The following is a 17,329-nucleotide window of genomic DNA, read 5'->3' as shown; positions in this document are numbered from 1 at the left end:
GTTTTAATCGCGGCGCGAGGTATACAGCTTAGTCATTCTAAGTAAATACCTTGCAACAAAGAGTAAAACGCTTTGAGCCGAACCCTTCGGGCAGCATTTGTAACTCCTTTCTACGGCGTTATCGCTTATTTATGGTGAATAACGACACTGCATAAGCTCTGCCTTGTAGAAAGAACCTACAAACTGCTGCAAAAAAAATCCCGAAAGATAAACACGCCCTAGATAAAACAATTTTTAGCATAGTTTTATCGCCTCTTTTCACGTTATACTTGGCACTATTTTCCGCTACTTAAACATAATAATTATGCGTATTCCTCGTTTTTATGATCCACAAACATTAACCGTTGCCACTGAAGTCAATCTTTCAAAAGATGCGATCCAACATATCCATGTTTTACGCTTAAGGCCTGGCGCACAAATAATTCTGTTTAATGGCCTTGGAGGCGAGGTTCAGGCAACCTTGACTAACGCGCTGAAACGCAGTTGCACGGCATTGATCAATTCATTTAATCAAACGGATAATGAAAGCCCATTAGATCTCCACTTAGGGCAAGTCATTTCACGTGGCGATCGCATGGAGTTTGTGATTCAAAAGGCCGTAGAATTAGGCGTTAATGAAATAACACCATTATTAAGCGAGCGTTGTGGTGTTAAACTCGATGATCAGCGCATGGCTAAAAAACAGCAGCAGTGGCAAAAAATAGCGGTGGCTGCCTGCGAGCAATCAGGTCGTAATATCATTCCGGTTATCCATGAAACCCAAGAATTAACTACCTGGTGCGAAAGTTCCGAGCAGGCCACCAAACTAACACTGCATCCACGTGCTAAATATTCGATTAATACTTTACCGCCGGAAATCAAACGTATTCGTTTACTGATCGGTCCTGAAGGTGGTTTAAGCGATCAAGAAATAACCTTGACTGAAACATTAAATTTCACAGAAACATTATTAGGCCCGCGTATTCTACGCACAGAAACCGCTGCACTCAGTGCAATTACTGCATTGCAATGTCGTTTTGGCGACCTTGCATAGAATGCTCAGCAAGACTGACAAATAGGAAATAAAATGACCATTAAAATCGGGATCGTAATGGATCCAATCAAAGATATTAAAATTCATAAAGACTCTAGTTTTGCGATGTTATTGGAAGCACAATCCCGTGGTTGGGAACTGTATTATTTAGAAATGCAGGATCTGTCTTTAGAAGACGGTCGCTGTTTTGCAAGCAGCAGAAAACTAACGGTGCAGCGCGATCCCAATAATTTTTATCAACTTGAAGATAGCGTAGATCATCCGCTTTCTGATCTTGATGCGGTATTAATGCGCAAAGATCCTCCCTTTGACACTGAATATATTTATGCAACTTACCTGTTGGAACGCGCGGAACAAGAAGGCTGCTTAATTGTTAATAAGCCGCAAAGTTTGCGTGATGCGAATGAAAAACTCTTTACCGCATGGTTCAGTGAGTTCACTCCCACCACCTTAGTCACTCGCAGCAGTCTAAAAATTCGGGAATTTCATAAAAAACATAAAGACGTCATTCTAAAACCGCTTGATGGTATGGGCGGCGCTTCAATATTTCGAATTAAAGAAGATGATGTCAATGTTGGCGTGATCATCGAAACATTAACCGAGCATCAAACACGTTACTGCATGGCGCAAGTCTTTATGCCGGAAATAACTGCGGGTGATAAACGTATATTAATCATTGATGGCGAGCCTATGCCCTATGCACTTGCACGTATTCCAGCGTTAGGTGAAACGCGTGGTAACTTAGCAGCCGGCGGTCGCGGTGTGGCACAGCCACTTTCTGAAAGCGACTGGCATATCGCCAATACTATTGGTCCTACACTAAAAGAAAAAGGCCTGATTTTTGTTGGACTGGATGTTATCGGTAACAAAGTAACTGAAATAAATGTGACCAGCCCGACCTGTATACAGGAAATAGATAATGCCTATGGCACCAATATCAGTGCTAAGTTAATGGATGCAATCGAAAAACGCATCACAAAAAAACAGTAATCTTTGTCATTTTTGCCATACTCAAAGTGTGGCAATCATCAGGAGCCGTCATATGGAAAGCGTAAAAATTGATAATTCGCCGGAAGTGCTCAACACACTTAAGGATCATTTCTTAATTGCGATGCCCTCTTTGAAGGATCCTTATTTCAAACATTCCGTTGTTTATATCTGTGAACATGACGAAAAAGGGGCAATGGGTTTTATTATTAATTTTCCCGTAAAATTAACCCTGCAGGAATTATTAAACAATGTAGATAGTATTGACCATTATCCCGAACCTCCCTTGCTGAATCCTGTTTTTTTAGGCGGACCACTGGAGCTTGAAAGAGGATTTGTATTACACTCTCCCGTTGCAGATAATTCACAAAGTACCAAACTTAATGACCAGCTGATGGTATCCAATTCTAATGCGATTTTATCAACACTGGGCACTAAAAATGAGCCCGAAAAATACATAGTGACGCTCGGTTATGCAAGCTGGAGCTCTGGACAATTAGAGCAAGAAATCAATGACAACCATTGGATTAGCATGGAAAGTCAAAATGACATAATATTCAGCACGCCCGTTGAACAACGTTGGATTGAGTCTTTGCAACGGCTGGGCATAAATCCCGAACAATTATCAACTGAGATAGGCCACGCATAACCCATCAAATCCCTTACAGCTGTTTTTATAAAACCGGGTAATAACCACCATACTATTTAAACCAGGACACACATGACTGAACCATTAAAATCACCATCAAGCCTATTAGGTTTTGATTTCGGTACAAAAAGTATCGGTGTCGCAACCGGTCAAATGATCACCGCGACCGCCCAGCCCTTAGCAGCCATTAAAGCCAATGACGGTATTCCGAACTGGAATATTGTAGAAAAAGTGATCAGCGACTGGATGCCCGACTTGATTGTTGTAGGCTTACCCCTGAACATGGACGGCAGTGAACAACCTATTACACAACGCGCCAAAAAATTTGCCAACCGTTTAAATGGCCGCTTTGGTGTTAAGGTTGCTTTACAGGATGAGCGTTTAACCACGGCCAGTGCAAAAGAATTTATCTTTACACATGGTGGCTATAAAGCCCTTGAAAAAGGAAAAATTGACAGCGTATCAGCCGCCCTTATTCTTGAGAGCTGGATGGAAAGTTTTTATCAATAAGCCTATCGGTAAAAGCGCCCCCCCTGAATCCAAAGTGTAAATTACTCTAACAGAAAGTCTTTTCAGCGCGTGAGGATATCCTCGCTCCTCATCGATTGAGAAATCAATAAACGGTATTGACCACGAAGTTATATCGGCTTTTTTACGTCAGCTATTGTGACTGCACCGATCCATAATAAAAGGGGAAAAATGGACAAGGTCGCTTATAAATAAGTATAACAGCACGGAATTAGATACTGCAGGATAATAGAAGAAGAAGATTGTCATACGCTCTATTGTATGACAATTTAAATCATTCAAAACTACCCTAATAGCGAGTAAGAATAGTTTTTATCGGTTTACGATGTTGTATTTTAAGGATTAACCTTGCTTAATACGCTCAGATAATTTCTTATACTCATCAGCAACTTTATCACCAAATAAGGGATCAATGTGCCCCTCATGCTGCCACTGCTGTCCAAGAATTTTCCAGTCTTCTTCTGTTAAACTTGCTTCAATTTTAGGCAATATTTCTTGTTCTTCGTAGGCCATATGCGCCATCTGTAATTTTATAAAGTTTTTTAACTTTTCAATGCACTGTTCTTTAGGCACAACGGCATCAAGTAAAATCATATCTAACAATTGATCTAGTTCGATAGTAATTTCTTTTACTAATTTATGCTCTAGAGCTAAACGATTGGCAACTTCATCGGAAACAATACGATATTTCAAATAATATTCATAGATCATATCTTCCATCGGGTGATGGTATTTATCAGAATAATTTCGTAAATATGTGATTATCGCTTTCATTAAGCGATAATCTACCCCTTGATCATTTTCTAAAAGTTTAACTTTTTCCCTTAACAATCTTAACAGGTTGCTAATATTAACATGATCTTTATGGATAGTAGACAGCATAATAAATACTCACAAATTTATAAAATAATACTCATGATTATATCAGATCAAAGAAAAAAACTGCAGAACTATGTCACATTACCAGATAATTAATTTTTTCTGCCGTTCAGCCAATATTTTATTTACTTGACTAAAATGCTTACAACCTAAAAATCCTCGATATGCAGACAAAGGCGAGGGGTGTGCTGATGTTAAAACGGTGTGCTTGTTTTTATCTATTAAACTTCCCTTTTTATGGGCGTAACTTCCCCATAATAAAAATATCACACCACTACAAGTCTTATTTATTTCGCCAATCGCATTGTCAGTGAAGGTTTCCCATCCTTTTTTTGCATGACAACCAGGCACAGCCTGTTCAACCGTCAACACCGAATTTAACAGTAAAACACCTTGCTTTGCCCAATGTTCCAAATTCCCTGATTCAGGTATTTTGTAGCCTTCGATAGAAGTGGATAATTCTTTATAAATATTACGCAGGGAAGGTGGTATTTTTATACCTTCCGGTACTGAAAAACTAAGACCATGGGCCTGCCCTTCTCGGTGATAAGGATCTTGTCCTAAAATAACCACTTTAACATTGTCTAATGCAGTTAAATTAAATGCATTAAAAACAAGATGCTCAGGCGGATAAATATTTTTCTCTAAATTTTTTTGAGATTTTAAAAATTCCTGAAGAACATTGTAATATTCCATCGATTCTTGCTGTGTAATAAATTTCTTCCAGCTCATCTTTCCCTCTTTATTTTATAAATATAAATATAAAAATTATTATGAATGAAAATTTGGTTATTTAACAACAAAAAAATCAACAAGAAAAATAAAACACGACCACAACGAAAATTAATCCAATACTATATTTTACTAACAGAACAGCAAACTGTGAACTCTGCAATGATTTGAGTCAAATATACCACAATTAAAATAGGGATATATTGATTTACAGCAATCAATGCAACCCATATAATTAACTCAGGTTTATTCAATAACACTTTAAATCTTCAACAAAAATTGTAATTTTATTACTCCACATTAAGGGGCTTCAGATACCTTTGGGAATCCAAATCACTCAATCTGAAAACACATCTTTACTTAACTCTTTGTGGTTATTAGACGAAGCGAACGCACAGGCAGGTTTTTTAGATATTAAAGACAATGCTTATACTGAAGTTCAGATTGTATCTCTTGCTGAGTGGGGTGAAATAGAAGACAAAGTATTCAGGATCCCCCCCACAAGAAGGCGGGTAATATTGGACAGCATGACTACCAAAAAGCATGATTTATGACACCAAAGCCCATACATTCATTTCAAGGCTTTCTTAGTCATAAAACCATAGAGTAAGCAGGTGTTTTTTGTTAGTCATCTTTTTCAAGATCTAAGTACTTAAGAAGCATTTTAAATCATCAAAAATAGGAGAAGTAAATCATGATCCAAGGTATTCAAATTACAAAATCAGCTAACCAGAATTTATTAAACTCTATCTGGCTGCTAGACAATGAAAAAAACGAAGCGCGCTGTTTAGTAGCACCAGCTCAATACACAGAAGATCAGGTTGTTCCTGCGTCTGAACTGGGTGAATATGAGTCTCGTGAAGTGGCTGTCGAAGCACCTAAAGCACAGGAAGGCGGTCAACATTTAAATGTAAACGTCCTTCGCAGAGAAACGTTAGAAGATGCTATCAAACACCCGGAAAACTACCCGCAACTAACAATTCGTGTTTCAGGTTACGCAGTGCGTTTTAACTCATTAACCCCAGAGCAGCAGCAAGACGTATTAACACGTACCTTTACAGAAAGCCTATAATAGGTTACTTAAGTTAATATCGATAAAAAAGCCTAACATTTGCTTAGGCTTTTTTAATGAGAAAATGACTTACTTCTAAAATCACTTATCAGTGAAACCTCCCCACCTCTAGCTTAAATCTTCCCACCACTAGCATGATTGTTTACAGCCTTGAACAGTTCGATTGGAACCTTATAGAATATCGCAGTTACTAATTGATGTTGAGCTGCGATCTCACCTGCCTACCTTGAGTCTTTTCGTGACTTCAGAGAAAAACTGAGGGAAGCATTTGCTGAGGTATAGTTGATAATGAATCAACCCTTGATGCCACTGCCCTGCTTTTGTGTTGAAAAAATATTGCTTTAAATTGCTTTCTGCTTATAATTAAACTGTATATTTAAACAGTGGTTTTATTATGAAATTTATCCCTATTTACGCAAGTGCAGGGATTACCGGCTTTGAAAGTCCTGCCAGTGATTATTTACAACTGCCCTTAAGTCTAGATGCCTTATTAATCGAGCATCCCAGTGCCACCTTTATCGGCAGAGCGGATGGTCACTCGATGCAGGGTATTGGCATTTTTAATGGTGATATCTTAATTGTTGATAGGCAAGTTCAAGTCAAGAATCATGATGTTATCGTGGCCAACCTTAATGGGGAATTTATCTGCAAGATATTGGACACACAGCGACGTTTATTGCTCTCTGCTAATAAAAATAATCAGGATGTGCAGATCACCCAAGATGATCAGTTTACGATCGAAGGAGTGGTGATCCGATCTATTCGCTGTCACCGTCAAAGTCATTTACTGGCGTCCACCCTTTAATGTTTGCGCTGATCGATGCCAATTCATTTTATTGCAGTGCTGAGCAGGTATTTCGTCCGCAATGGCGTGGCAGGCCTATTATCGTTTTATCCAATAACGATGGCTGTATTGTGGCGGCCAACAAACAAGCTATTGCACTGGGCATTAAAAAATTCCAGCCCTACTTTAAAGCAAAATTACTATGCGAAAAAATGGGCATCATTGTCTGCTCATCAAACTATGAGCTGTATGCCGATCTTTCCAGTAAAATGATGCAAGTAATTGGTCGCTTTGCACCATTGCAGCATGTCTACTCTATCGATGAGTCATTTCTTACCTTTGACCGTTGCAGCTCCATACATTGCCTTGTCCAGCATGCACAAAAAATACGTAAAGCCGTTTGGAAAGAAACTCGCTTACCCGTTTGTGTCGGCTTAGGCCCAACACTGACCTTAGCAAAGCTTGCTAATCATATTGCTAAAAAATGGCCTGATTATCAGGGTGTCTGCCTGTTGGATAACCCGCAAATAAGGGAGCAGCTCTTTAAGCAGTTAGCGCCTGCTGATGTCTGGGGAATAGGCCGTAGAACATCTAAAAAGCTATCCACGCTAGGAATTAATAACGTCTCTAAATTAATGCGCCTTAACACCCATGAAATTCGCCAGAATTTTAATGTTGAGCTAATGCGAACCATTAAGGAGCTTAATGGTGAAGTATGCAAAGGCTGGGATCAAACGCGTGCGGATAAACAGCAAATATTTTCAACAAGAAGTGTTGGTCAACGAATTATTGAAATCACGACTTTACAACAAGCACTCGCTAAACACACCGCGATTGCAGCTGTAAAAGCTCGTCAACAAGGCTCACTTTGCGGCACATTAATGGCCTTTGCTGCAAGTAGCCCTTTTGATAAACAGCCACGTAGTTTTAAAATAATCAAGCACTTTACCCAAGCGACGAATAACACCTTGGATTTACTTATGGCAATCAATAATAATATTGATTCACTTTTTCAACCGGGTATCCAATATTACAAAGTGGGTATCGGTTTATTTAATTTGAGCAGTGAAAAGCATCAACAATTTGAACTGTTTAGCGAGCCTAAAAGTGATGATAGAGTAATGAAAGTGCTGGATAATATTAATCAAAAATACGGTACTGATAGCGTGTTACTCGCCAGTCAAGGAATAGATGAAAAGTGGGCCATGCGCCGACAATTTCTAACTCCGCAATACACAACCAAGTGGCACGATATACCTAAGATACATTGTTGAACGGTAGAACTACTTCATAATAGATATAGAAAACTAAGTTGGCCTGATTACTCCTTACAAAACAAAAAAGATGACCAAATTCACCTTAGCCACTACTGTGTACGCAATCGGGTAAAGCGAGCCGGGTAATAAATTGCGGGAATAATAAGTTGCGGGCATCCATTAAATATAACAACTACAATTTAAACCCGATTAATATTTAGTCAATTAGATGGCTGTCCAGCTATTCTGATTCTGTCCCGCTATTACAGTGTGCAAAAACTAAATCACCGAATTTTGCCGTTTTGTATTGAAAAACCGACGACTAAATGGGGAAAGTATTTTTTGTTATTAAGCATATCCGAACGATGCATTACCACCAATATACCAACGCGCCTCTTTCGGAATATCAAGCGTAGCCACCTCGTGTTGCTCAATAAATTGGAGCATATACCGAGTTCTGGAACGTGCAGTAGATTTTCCGGAGTTGCGGCCACCCTCGTCTAAAAATTTAAAAGTTTCCCAGATGTAACCATGCTCATAAATATATTCTGTAAATGCTTCAACCAATGCCTCTTTAGAGCTGTATTTTGGTATTTCTGAATTGATACTATTATCTCCTTTTGTTGGTATTACGTTTACTCCATTTTAGATTAATAAAAAAAATGGCAAACCCGCAAAGGTTTACCATTTTTTAAAATTAAATTTGCTCTGTGACGGAGCTAAAATATCGCAGTAAATTAAAGCGCTACGATACTGTCTGCTTGCAGGCCTTTTTGACCTTGGCTTACAGTGAATTCTACTTTTTGGCCTTCAGCTAAGGTTTTAAAACCTTCGCTTGCAATAGCACTAAAGTGAACGAATACATCTGGACCAGATGCTTGTTCGATAAAACCAAAACCTTTCGCTTCGTTGAACCATTTAACGGTTCCTTGTTCTTTATTAGACATAATAATATCCTGTCGTTTTAATGTAAGGTTGCCTTCAAAAGGCTTGAATAGCGTAAAAATAGACTAGAACTTAAAAACTACAGAGCGAGGTATTATTAATAAAACAACGTAACGGAGAATGTAAAAAAGGCTTTCTTTCTTGCTGAGTGATATTTTATATACTCTCAAGTAAAAGTCAATGACTGACCGATAAATAGGCTGAATTGGCTTGAAAAACGCACAGAAAAAGCGAGCGTAAGTGGAATGATCTAGTGCAGAGATCATTGACATGCTTCGACTTTTACCAGAAAGCTAAGCACTGCAATAAAAAAAACAGAAATTAGTAAAGGTATTTCGGCATTCTTTTGCCACGGGCATGTTACAAAATGGCTCTGATATTCGTACGCTTCCGGAATGATTAGACCACTCTTATTTACGTACCACCGAAATTGAGACATCTATTATTGGAGCAGAGATATAAGTCCAATAAATTCTCTTATTTCTAATAGATAAAAACAAATGATCTGTCAGAGTATAAATCACTTTTATAATAATTTTCTAAGATGCTCTATTGGTCAAAGCCTCAGCTAATAAAAATGCTCATACACGCTTAATCCCATGAACTGATAAAGATGTAGACTGACCTTAAGTTAGACCCTTTGTTAAAAACTGATAAAAAGGCTTCCTTTTTTATTTAGTTAATGGTCTCACCTTTCTTTGACGAATCAAGCCTTCCTGAATCGTTGAAGCAACTAATTTCCCTGCCCTTGTGTAAAAGTGTCCCTTAACCAGAGCGCACCCATCGGATGCCGCGGGACTTTCAACAACATATAATAACCAGTCATCTAAACGAAAATCATGATGAAACCACATAGAATGATCAATAGTAACAACCTGCATACCAGGGGATAAAAACGACACACCATGGGGTTGTAGTGCGGTTGGCAGGAAGTTGAAATCAGAAGCGTATGCTAATAAATAACGATGTATACGTAAATCATTGGGCATCTTTCCATTGGCTCTGCACCAGATAAATCGTTTCGCAGACTCAACCTCCGGATTACTCGGATTGACAAAGGTGACAGGCCGCATCTCTATCGGCTTTTCAGAAATAAGTTTATCTCGTATCGATTCCGGTAATGTATCCGTGTGCAGCAATGACATCTCTTGCTCTGAAATTAAATCTTCAGGCGGCGGCACATCAGGCATCTCTAATTGATGTTCAAAGCCATGCTCTCTATTTTTAAAAGAGGCGGTCATAAAAAAAATAGCTTTGCCATTTTGAATGGCTTTAACGCGCCTTGTGGACAGGCTTTTACCATCACGAATGCGCTCAACATCATAGACAATTGGCTTATTAGTTTCTCCTTCAAGCAGAAAATAGGAGTGAAAAGAATGAACATTTCTATTTTCACTGACGGTTTCTTTGGCAGCTGAAATAGCTTGCCCCATAACTTGTCCGCCAAAAACACGGCCAGTACCAAGATCTTGGTTATTACCACGGAATAGGTTTTCTTCTAATTTTTCTAAATTCAACTGACTTAGAAGATCTTTTAATACTTTACTCATTTTAGCTTCCCAAAAAAAAGGGCGTCAATAAACGCCCTTTTTTATTTACAAATATGATTTTTATTTACAAATATTATTACAAAGACATCAATAGCGCTCTAACCATTGCAAAATCAGCAGGAAATTCTTTTGACAATAAATCTAAATTCGCACGAGAAGCGAGCTCTTCCGGAATAAAAATATCACGCCCTAAAATATCTTCTACGCTTTCTTTAAATTTAGCTGGATGCGCTGTACACAAGAATAAACCTGTTTCATCTTCTTTCAACTGCTTTGTAAGTTCACTGTAAGCAATTGCACCATGAGGTTCACATAAATAACCTAAATTATCCAATTCAAGCAAACCGTCACGCGTTTGTGCATCGTTTAATTTGCCGTAACCCAATTCAGATAGAGACCAACCTTGTATTTTAAATAATTCTTCAATACGTGGCCAATTATTGGGTTGACTCACATCCATCGCATTTGAAAGCGTGGCAATAGTCGCTTTAGGCGTCCAGGTTCCTTCCTCCAGATAACGGGGAACGGTATCGTTTTCATTGGTAGCCGCGATAAAACGTTTGATCGGCAAGCCTAAAGATTTAGCAAGCAAACCGGCAGTCAAATCGCCAAAATTACCACTGGGGACAGAAACAACTAAGTTATTGCGCTGCGCGGCAGACAGCTGCGCAAAGGCTTCAAAGTAGTAACAAATTTGCGCCAGCAGGCGGCTAATGTTGATTGAATTTGCGGAGTTCAGGCCAATGGCCTGCTTTAATTCCTGATCATCAAAAGCCTGCTTAACCATGGTCTGGCAATCATCAAAGGTGCCTTCAATGGCGACGGTGGTAATATTCCCACCTAATGTACAGAACAGTTTTTCTTGCAGCGGGCTAATTTTTCCTTTCGGATAAAGGATAACAACGTTAATGTTTTCCATATTGAAAAAGGCATGGGCAACAGCAGCACCAGTATCGCCAGAGGTTGCCGTTAAAATAGTAATTTTATCGTCGCCCTTAAATTCGGCTAAACACTGCGCCATAAAACGACCGCCAAAATCTTTAAACGCCAGGGTTGGCCCATGAAAAAGTTCCAGCGCGTTAATGTTATCTGTCACTTTTTTTACCGGCGCATCAAAAGTAAAAGCTTTCGAAACAATATTATGAACCGTTTCTTTACTTAACTCATCACCAATTAAGTGCGATAAAATGGCAGTTGAACGATCAACTAAATTCATTTTCAAAAGCGCATCAATATTATCAAGCGGCGTGATTTCTTTTGGAAAGAAAAGTCCCTGACCACGTCCTAAACCTTGTTTAACGGCTTGTTGAAAGTTAACTTGTTCGCTGTTGTCTTTGATATTGTATAATTTCATAGTTCTGTTCCTAGCACGCGTGCGCCTTGTTCATCGAGACGGCAAATATGACAAAATCCGTCATCATTTTGAAGAAAATTTTCGGTTAACCAATGTTGTAATGATTGCGCTTGGATAAGATCAGTCATTACCGCAAATACTGTCGGACCTGAACCCGAAATCCCCATTCCTAATGCCCCGCTTTGCTCTGCAACCAGACGCGCTTCTTTAAAACCCGGGATAAGTTGTGAGCGATAGGGCTCAGCAATAACATCCTTAAGCATTTTGGCGGCAAGCTCAGGCTGATTAGAGTGACAGGCATGGACAAAGGCACCTAAACGCCGGCCATAGGTTAAGGCTTCGCTGAGACGATATTGCGCAGGTAAAATGTTGCGGGCAGCCGACGTTGAAATACTTATTCCGGGGTAGGCTACAACCCAGTACCATTCTTTAAAGGAAGGCAGCGTTTGGCTGATAACCCCGCCTTCATTTATCATTAACTGCATTCCGCCAAGGTAACAGGGAGCAACATTATCATAATGTATACTGCCGCTGATTTGCCCTTCCATCTCGCCCATTAATAGCAGCATACTGTTTTCATCAAGCGCGTAGTCATGCCACGCATTTAATGCTTCTAATGCGGCAACAATTGAACTGGAGCTCGAGCCTAAGCCGCTGCCAACGGGTAAATTTTTCTCAAGCGTCATTTTAACCGGCAATGTTTCTTTATTCAGTTTTTTTAATGCCTTCTCAAAAACTAAATAACACTGATAGACAATATTTTCTTTAAAATCTGCGGGTAATTTATGAGCGTAACGGCCAATACAGTCCAGTGAAAAAGCAATATCACTGCTTGATATTTTTACTCGGTCACCAAACAAATCACCATTAATAGGGGTAAGTGCCCCTCCCAATACATCAAAACCTACGCTAACATTTGCAGTCGACGCCGGAGCATATGCAACAACACTCATTCTAAAACTCCTGTTTCCAATTTAAAGTACGTAATATATCTGCAAAAACACCCGCAGCAGTCACTTCTGATCCAGCACCATAACCACGTAAAACCAATGGAATAGGTTGATAATACTGACTGTAAAATGCCAATGCATTTTCACCGTCTTTTACCTTATTAAGCGGATCATCTGCATCAACCGCTTTAATACTGCATTTACACTTACCGTTCTCAATACCGCCAATATAGCGTAACACTTGACCGTTTTCGTCAGCTTTAGCCTGCAGTTCAGAAAAATAAGCATCCGCTTCCGGTAAGCGCGTCATGAATTCATCAACGCTCCCTGTCTCGTCAAAGCCAGGTGGTAATGCCGGTTCAATTTCAACATCATCAAGGGATAATTCCATGCCCGCCTCACGGGCTAAAATAAGCAGTTTTCGTGCGACATCGGTGCCACTTAAGTCTTCACGAGGATCAGGCTCAGTAAAACCAAGCTTACGCGCTTCTGCAGTTACCTCGGAAAATTTCTGACCATCGTCCAGTTTACCGAAAATAAACGACAATGAACCCGATAATATACCGTTAAACTTGACCAACTGATCACCCGCATTAAACAGGTTTTGCATATTTTCGATGACCGGTAAACCAGCACCAACATTGGTATCATACAAGAATTTACGACGTTTCATTAACGCGGTTAAACGCAATTGGTGGTAATAATCCATACTGAAGGTGTTAGCTTTTTTGTTGGCAGCAACAACGTGGAAACCCGCGCCCAAAAAGTCAACATAACGTGCGGCAATTGCATCGTTACTGGTACAGTCAACAATAACAGGGTTAATAATATGCGAGTCATCAACCATAGATTGCATACGGGACAAGGATAACTCTTCTGTTGCAGTGGATAATAACTCACGCCAGTTACTTAATTGAATGCCTTGATCGTCCATTAACATTTTACGACTGTCGGCAATGCCGCAGACGCGAATTTCAATATTTCTTTCTGATAAATAAGCCTGTTGACGATGTACTTGATCAACCAGTGCAGCCCCTACTCCGCCACAGCCGATCAGGAACATATCTATATATTGCACACTGCCAAAAAAGTTTTGATGACAAGCGATGACCGCTTCTTTTGCTTTTTCCTCTGATACAACCGCTGATATAGAACGCTCAGATGAACCCTGCGCAATCGCAGTAATATTAATAGAAGCTTCCGTTAAAGCGGTGAGAAAACGCGCTGCCACTCCGCGCGCTTTTTTCATGCCATCACCAACCAGTGATATGATCGCCTGCTTTTCAATCACGTCAATAGGCTCTAATAAATGATTTTTAAATTCTAAAGCAAACTCTTCATTTAATGCATGCAAGGCTTTTTGGGTCTCACTAGAATGAATACAAAAGCTTAAACTGTATTCAGACGATGATTGCGTAATCAAAATAATCGACACGCCTGAACGTGATACTGTTGTGAATATACGCCCCGCCATGCCAACGATACCTTTCATTCCGGGTCCTGAGATACTCAGCATGGAGAGTCCCTTAAGATCAGATATACCCTTCACTTGTAATGCCTCATCGCCATGTTCTACTCCAATTAAAGTACCATTTGCTTGCGGGTTATAGGTGTTTTTGATTAAACAGGGTATATGGTGCTGCGCTATCGGGGTGATCGTTTTAGGGTGTAAGACTTTAGCACCAAAATATGAGAGCTCCATTGCTTCAGCGTAACTTAACGAATCTAATAATTTGGCATCTTTTACCAACCGTGGATCGCAACTGTAGACCCCGTCTACATCGGTCCAGATTTCACAACATTCAGCTTTTAAACAAGCGGCTAAAACAGCCGCCGAGTAATCTGAGCCGTTACGACCTAATACTAATGTTTCACCCTGCTCATTGCCTGCGGTAAAACCAGGCATTAAGTAGATAGCATTTTTGACTATGGTCTCTTTTTCAAACAAGGCACGGGAGACATCAATATCGATTTGCGCTTCAAGATAGCCACCTTTGTAAGAGATAAGCTTTTCCTGTGGTTTAATAACTTCTACTTGATGACCCTTAGCGATTAACAATTGCTTCATGCAGGCCACGCTGAGTAATTCACCTTTACTTAATATTTGCGCTTCGATACTGGCAGGGCATTGTGCTAGCAAACGCACACCTTCAAGCAAATCACTTAAATGTGATAATTCACGCTCAAAAATAGTTTGCAGTAATTCATCTGCAAATTCTGCATAATTTCCCTTCAGTGTTTTGATAAGATCAGCAAAAATATGTTGAATATCAATTAAATGGTTTTCTGAAGATATACCCATACTGGTTTTTTCAACAACAGCGACTAGATTGTTGGTGACACCCGCTGGTGCAGATAAAACTAAAGCAATTTGAGATTGCTGATGATTATTAATAACAATATCAGCAACCTGATTAAAACGTTCGGCATTTGCTAATGATGAGCCGCCAAATTTAAGTACGCGCATTGATACTCCCTGTTATGATACGAAAAACCCGCAGAAATGCGGGTTTAGTAAAAACGATAATTTATTTAATAAATAGAACAAAAGCAGAGGCGTTATTTAAGCACTCTGCAAAAAAGAAGTTAAATTGATAAAATAAGGTACAAAACATAGTATTATTGCTGCTGCTTTAATAAATATTAAAGAATCCAATGGTACTATCATAACAAAGCTTTATCTTGACGGAAACAATTGACTGTTTGGTAATGCTGTTTTTATACAAAGCGAATAAACCCGGCCTGACTTTTGAATAGGCTCTTTTCCATTTTACTATGCCCTCCTGTTTAAAATTTGCTGAGAATTAAGCGTTGAGTCATTTTCTCTAAACCAGACTAGTGTCTTCGGACTTAGGTTTGCACTATATATTAATGACCTAATTTCATCATCCTCTTCAATAGAAAGGGATCGATAATTATATTGTGTGCCCGGACGTTATAGAAGAGTCATGACTCTGTGTCGCATGCAGCGCCTCTAGGCCCTCTGTGGTATTTCCTACAAAAAATCATCACGCACACTTAATCATAATCATAAAAATGAATGTTCATTTTTAAGTCCTAAAGCTCTAGTGGTGACCGAGATAAATTCGAAGACCCTCGATAATGCGCTAAATACTTTGTCGCAACGACTCATGTTTTCACATCAATACAAGCTTTACAGTGAACAATCGCTCCATTGACCGTTTGAACTATAATTAATTTTATCTATTAGTCTATTTATATCTATTAGCCTCTTTATATCTATTAGTCTATTTTTATCACTTATCAATCTATTAAATCTATATAGCAGGGATAAACAGTGAAAAGTAAATTAATAACGCGTGCTGGTTATAAAAAACGACAAGAAGAACATGATTATTTATGGAAAGATAAAAGCGTTTTAATCGCGGCGCGAGGTGGTCAGCTTAGTCATTCTAAGTAAATACCTTGCAACAAAAAGTAAAACGCTTTTAGCCGAACCCTTCGGGCAGCGTTTGTCGCTCCTTTCTACTGCGTTGTCACTTATTTATGTAGAATAACTACACGGCATAGGTTCTGCCTTGTATAAATAATCTACAAACTGCTGCAAAAACAATCCCGAAAGATAAACAGGCCCTAATAACAAACGTATATTAAGGCAAATCGATCGCCGGGTTCGTTACCTTAGAAAACGATGAGAAGAATTTAACGTGATTGATTATTCCTCCCAGCAACACGGAAAAGTTTTCTTTGCTGCAACGGTTGAAATTGAAAATGACAGTGGAGAACGGCTTAGTTTTAGAATAGTCGGCCCCGATAAAATTTTTGAGACCAAAAACTGTATTTCTATCGATTCCCCTATGGCACGTGCAATGCTAAAAAAAGAAGTTGATGATGAGTTTATCGTTCAAACGCCAAAGGGTGAAAAACAGTGGGTTATTAATAAAATTGATTATGAACTGCATTAGTTCAGATTAGATTCGATACAAAAGCGGGTAAGGAGGAAACATTTACTTTTGCAACGTGCCTTTCCAAATGAAGTAACACTCGATGGTGCTAGCTCCGGGAAATAAATTAAAAAGCGGTGCGCACAGAAATCATCTGTTCTTATAAAAGAGATGGGCGTAACTTCATTAAAATATCATTTACCCCCAACACTCGCACCGTATTAACAATCTGTTCTGTTATACATCGAAATCTGAAGGATTAATGCCAACTGCAAGACAGGCATCTTTAACGGCCTTTTTTTCATCCGCATCAAAATCGCCATCAGCACCACCAATCACGATACCAAGCTGGATACAGGCACGTGCTTGATCATCCTTACCTTTTAATTTACTTATCGCTTGTATTGCATCAATACGTCCGAAGTCAAAATCAGCGGTTAATTTGTCACAATAGAAGTCAAATTTAACTTTCAAATCGCTAGCATTAAATACTTGTAAACTTTCATTACTCATAATAAACGCAGCTGTTTTTTTGCGTTCTGAAGCATCTATATCGCCATCAGCTGCAGCAACTAAAGCGCACATTGCCATTGAAGCATCGGAGAATTTTTGGTTTTTAAACTTACCAATATTTTTTTGTAAGCCTTCATTCATTTCTTCTGCTTTGCCTTTAAAATTGTCCCATAATCCCATGTTAGTATCCTC

The 17,329-nt window shown here is 39.2% G+C and carries 18 protein-coding genes and 1 pseudogene; 10 read left to right on the top strand and 9 right to left on the bottom strand.

Annotation, left to right across the window (positions count from 1 at the left end; genetic code table 11):
• Nucleotides 1–304 precede the first annotated feature (304 nt).
• The 4 genes from rsmE to ruvX all read left to right on the top strand — a co-directional run bounded on the left by rsmE (nt 305) and on the right by ruvX (nt 3,179).
• Complete coding sequence (rsmE, locus tag CXF72_RS13980; RefSeq protein ID WP_101039748.1) at nt 305–1,033, top strand: 16S rRNA (uracil(1498)-N(3))-methyltransferase; 729 nt, start codon at nt 305–307, stop codon at nt 1,031–1,033.
• A gap of 33 nt (nt 1,034–1,066) precedes the next feature.
• On the top strand, nt 1,067–2,023 hold the full coding sequence (gshB, locus tag CXF72_RS13975) for a glutathione synthase (RefSeq protein WP_101039746.1): 957 nt from the start codon (nt 1,067–1,069) through the stop codon (nt 2,021–2,023).
• 52 nt (nt 2,024–2,075) lie between these two features.
• Complete coding sequence (locus CXF72_RS13970) at nt 2,076–2,669, top strand: YqgE/AlgH family protein (RefSeq protein WP_101039744.1); 594 nt, start codon at nt 2,076–2,078, stop codon at nt 2,667–2,669.
• 72 nt (nt 2,670–2,741) lie between these two features.
• On the top strand, nt 2,742–3,179 hold the full coding sequence (gene ruvX, locus CXF72_RS13965; RefSeq protein WP_101039742.1) for a Holliday junction resolvase RuvX: 438 nt from the start codon (nt 2,742–2,744) through the stop codon (nt 3,177–3,179).
• Between the two features lie 360 nt (nt 3,180–3,539).
• On the opposite strand, the gene CXF72_RS13960 is transcribed toward ruvX, so the two are convergent.
• On the bottom strand, nt 3,540–4,079 hold the full coding sequence (locus CXF72_RS13960) for a hemerythrin domain-containing protein (RefSeq protein WP_101039740.1): 540 nt from the start codon (nt 4,077–4,079) through the stop codon (nt 3,540–3,542).
• A gap of 78 nt (nt 4,080–4,157) precedes the next feature.
• On the bottom strand, nt 4,158–4,808 hold the full coding sequence (ung, locus tag CXF72_RS13955; protein WP_101039738.1) for a uracil-DNA glycosylase: 651 nt from the start codon (nt 4,806–4,808) through the stop codon (nt 4,158–4,160).
• Nucleotides 4,809–5,128: 320 nt separating this feature from the next.
• On the opposite strand from ung, the gene CXF72_RS13950 reads away from it, so the two are divergent.
• The 4 genes from CXF72_RS13950 to CXF72_RS13935 all read left to right on the top strand — a co-directional run bounded on the left by CXF72_RS13950 (nt 5,129) and on the right by CXF72_RS13935 (nt 7,938).
• On the top strand, nt 5,129–5,362 hold the full coding sequence (locus tag CXF72_RS13950; RefSeq protein ID WP_101039736.1) for a hypothetical protein: 234 nt from the start codon (nt 5,129–5,131) through the stop codon (nt 5,360–5,362).
• Between the two features lie 140 nt (nt 5,363–5,502).
• On the top strand, nt 5,503–5,880 hold the full coding sequence (gene grcA / locus CXF72_RS13945; RefSeq protein ID WP_101039733.1) for an autonomous glycyl radical cofactor GrcA: 378 nt from the start codon (nt 5,503–5,505) through the stop codon (nt 5,878–5,880).
• A 394-nt stretch (nt 5,881–6,274) separates the two neighbouring features.
• A complete protein-coding gene (locus CXF72_RS13940) occupies nt 6,275–6,685 on the top strand; it encodes a LexA family protein (protein WP_101039731.1) in 411 nt (136 codons plus the stop codon).
• Nucleotides 6,685–7,938, top strand: a complete 1,254-nt coding sequence (locus tag CXF72_RS13935; protein WP_101039729.1) for a Y-family DNA polymerase — start codon at nt 6,685–6,687, stop codon at nt 7,936–7,938. Before CXF72_RS13940 ends, CXF72_RS13935 begins: the two co-directional genes overlap by 1 nt.
• 330 nt (nt 7,939–8,268) lie before the next feature.
• Here the strand turns inward: CXF72_RS13935 and CXF72_RS13930 are convergent, their stop codons facing one another.
• From CXF72_RS13930 to thrA, 6 genes are all read right to left on the bottom strand, one after another.
• Nucleotides 8,269–8,487 (bottom strand): hypothetical protein, encoded by a 219-nt coding sequence (locus CXF72_RS13930; RefSeq protein ID WP_101039727.1) that lies wholly within the window; start codon nt 8,485–8,487, stop codon nt 8,269–8,271.
• A gap of 170 nt (nt 8,488–8,657) precedes the next feature.
• On the bottom strand, nt 8,658–8,867 hold the full coding sequence (locus tag CXF72_RS13925) for a cold-shock protein (protein WP_101039725.1): 210 nt from the start codon (nt 8,865–8,867) through the stop codon (nt 8,658–8,660).
• 669 nt (nt 8,868–9,536) lie between these two features.
• Nucleotides 9,537–10,415, bottom strand: coding sequence for an acyl-CoA thioesterase II (gene tesB / locus CXF72_RS13920; protein WP_101039722.1), 879 nt, complete (start codon nt 10,413–10,415; stop codon nt 9,537–9,539).
• A 76-nt stretch (nt 10,416–10,491) separates the two neighbouring features.
• Complete coding sequence (gene thrC, locus CXF72_RS13915) at nt 10,492–11,769, bottom strand: threonine synthase (RefSeq protein ID WP_101039720.1); 1,278 nt, start codon at nt 11,767–11,769, stop codon at nt 10,492–10,494.
• Nucleotides 11,766–12,722 carry a homoserine kinase gene (gene thrB, locus CXF72_RS13910; protein ID WP_101039718.1) on the bottom strand — a complete coding sequence of 319 codons (957 nt, stop codon included), beginning with the start codon at nt 12,720–12,722 and terminating at the stop codon, nt 11,766–11,768. Before thrB ends, thrC begins: the two co-directional genes overlap by 4 nt.
• Before the next feature lies 1 nt (nt 12,723).
• Nucleotides 12,724–15,186, bottom strand: coding sequence for a bifunctional aspartate kinase/homoserine dehydrogenase I (gene thrA / locus CXF72_RS13905; protein WP_101039716.1), 2,463 nt, complete (start codon nt 15,184–15,186; stop codon nt 12,724–12,726).
• A gap of 831 nt (nt 15,187–16,017) precedes the next feature.
• Between thrA and CXF72_RS20070 the strand changes: the two genes are divergently transcribed.
• Entirely contained in the window at nt 16,018–16,140 is a 123-nt protein-coding gene (locus tag CXF72_RS20070; protein ID WP_269801194.1) for a hypothetical protein, read from the top strand.
• A 178-nt stretch (nt 16,141–16,318) separates the two neighbouring features.
• Nucleotides 16,319–16,645, top strand: a pseudogene (locus CXF72_RS13900) (GreA/GreB family elongation factor); the annotation flags it as partial.
• Between the two features lie 216 nt (nt 16,646–16,861).
• Here the strand turns inward: CXF72_RS13900 and CXF72_RS13895 are convergent.
• The gene (locus tag CXF72_RS13895) at nt 16,862–17,317 is read right to left on the bottom strand and encodes a tellurite resistance TerB family protein (RefSeq protein WP_101039714.1); all 456 of its coding nucleotides are present in this window, start codon (nt 17,315–17,317) and stop codon (nt 16,862–16,864) included.
• Nucleotides 17,318–17,329 lie beyond the last annotated feature (12 nt).

Source organism: Psychromonas sp. MB-3u-54, assembly GCF_002836415.1.
In the GTDB taxonomy this organism is placed as follows: Bacteria; Pseudomonadota; Gammaproteobacteria; order Enterobacterales; family Psychromonadaceae; genus Psychromonas.
Note: the sequence above shows the minus strand (reverse complement) of the source record. Positions and strands in the feature narration are given on the sequence as shown.

Bases quoted from the DNA above. Each gene is read 5' to 3' on its own strand.
- CXF72_RS13895 (WP_101039714.1), bottom strand. From the start codon at position 17,317: ATGGGATTATGGGACAATTTTAAAGGCAAAGCAGAAGAAATGAATGAA.
- CXF72_RS13970 (WP_101039744.1), top strand. From the start codon at position 2,076: ATGGAAAGCGTAAAAATTGATAATTCGCCGGAAGTGCTCAACACACTT.
- ung (WP_101039738.1), bottom strand. From the start codon at position 4,808: ATGAGCTGGAAGAAATTTATTACACAGCAAGAATCGATGGAATATTAC.
- grcA (WP_101039733.1), top strand. From the start codon at position 5,503: ATGATCCAAGGTATTCAAATTACAAAATCAGCTAACCAGAATTTATTA.
- CXF72_RS13940 (WP_101039731.1), top strand. From the start codon at position 6,275: ATGAAATTTATCCCTATTTACGCAAGTGCAGGGATTACCGGCTTTGAA.
- CXF72_RS13925 (WP_101039725.1), bottom strand. From the start codon at position 8,867: ATGTCTAATAAAGAACAAGGAACCGTTAAATGGTTCAACGAAGCGAAA.
- CXF72_RS13935 (WP_101039729.1), top strand. From the start codon at position 6,685: ATGTTTGCGCTGATCGATGCCAATTCATTTTATTGCAGTGCTGAGCAG.
- ruvX (WP_101039742.1), top strand. From the start codon at position 2,742: ATGACTGAACCATTAAAATCACCATCAAGCCTATTAGGTTTTGATTTC.
- CXF72_RS13960 (WP_101039740.1), bottom strand. From the start codon at position 4,079: ATGCTGTCTACTATCCATAAAGATCATGTTAATATTAGCAACCTGTTA.
- thrB (WP_101039718.1), bottom strand. From the start codon at position 12,722: ATGAGTGTTGTTGCATATGCTCCGGCGTCGACTGCAAATGTTAGCGTA.
- rsmE (WP_101039748.1), top strand. From the start codon at position 305: ATGCGTATTCCTCGTTTTTATGATCCACAAACATTAACCGTTGCCACT.
- thrA (WP_101039716.1), bottom strand. From the start codon at position 15,186: ATGCGCGTACTTAAATTTGGCGGCTCATCATTAGCAAATGCCGAACGT.
- gshB (WP_101039746.1), top strand. From the start codon at position 1,067: ATGACCATTAAAATCGGGATCGTAATGGATCCAATCAAAGATATTAAA.
- thrC (WP_101039720.1), bottom strand. From the start codon at position 11,769: ATGAAATTATACAATATCAAAGACAACAGCGAACAAGTTAACTTTCAA.
- tesB (WP_101039722.1), bottom strand. From the start codon at position 10,415: ATGAGTAAAGTATTAAAAGATCTTCTAAGTCAGTTGAATTTAGAAAAA.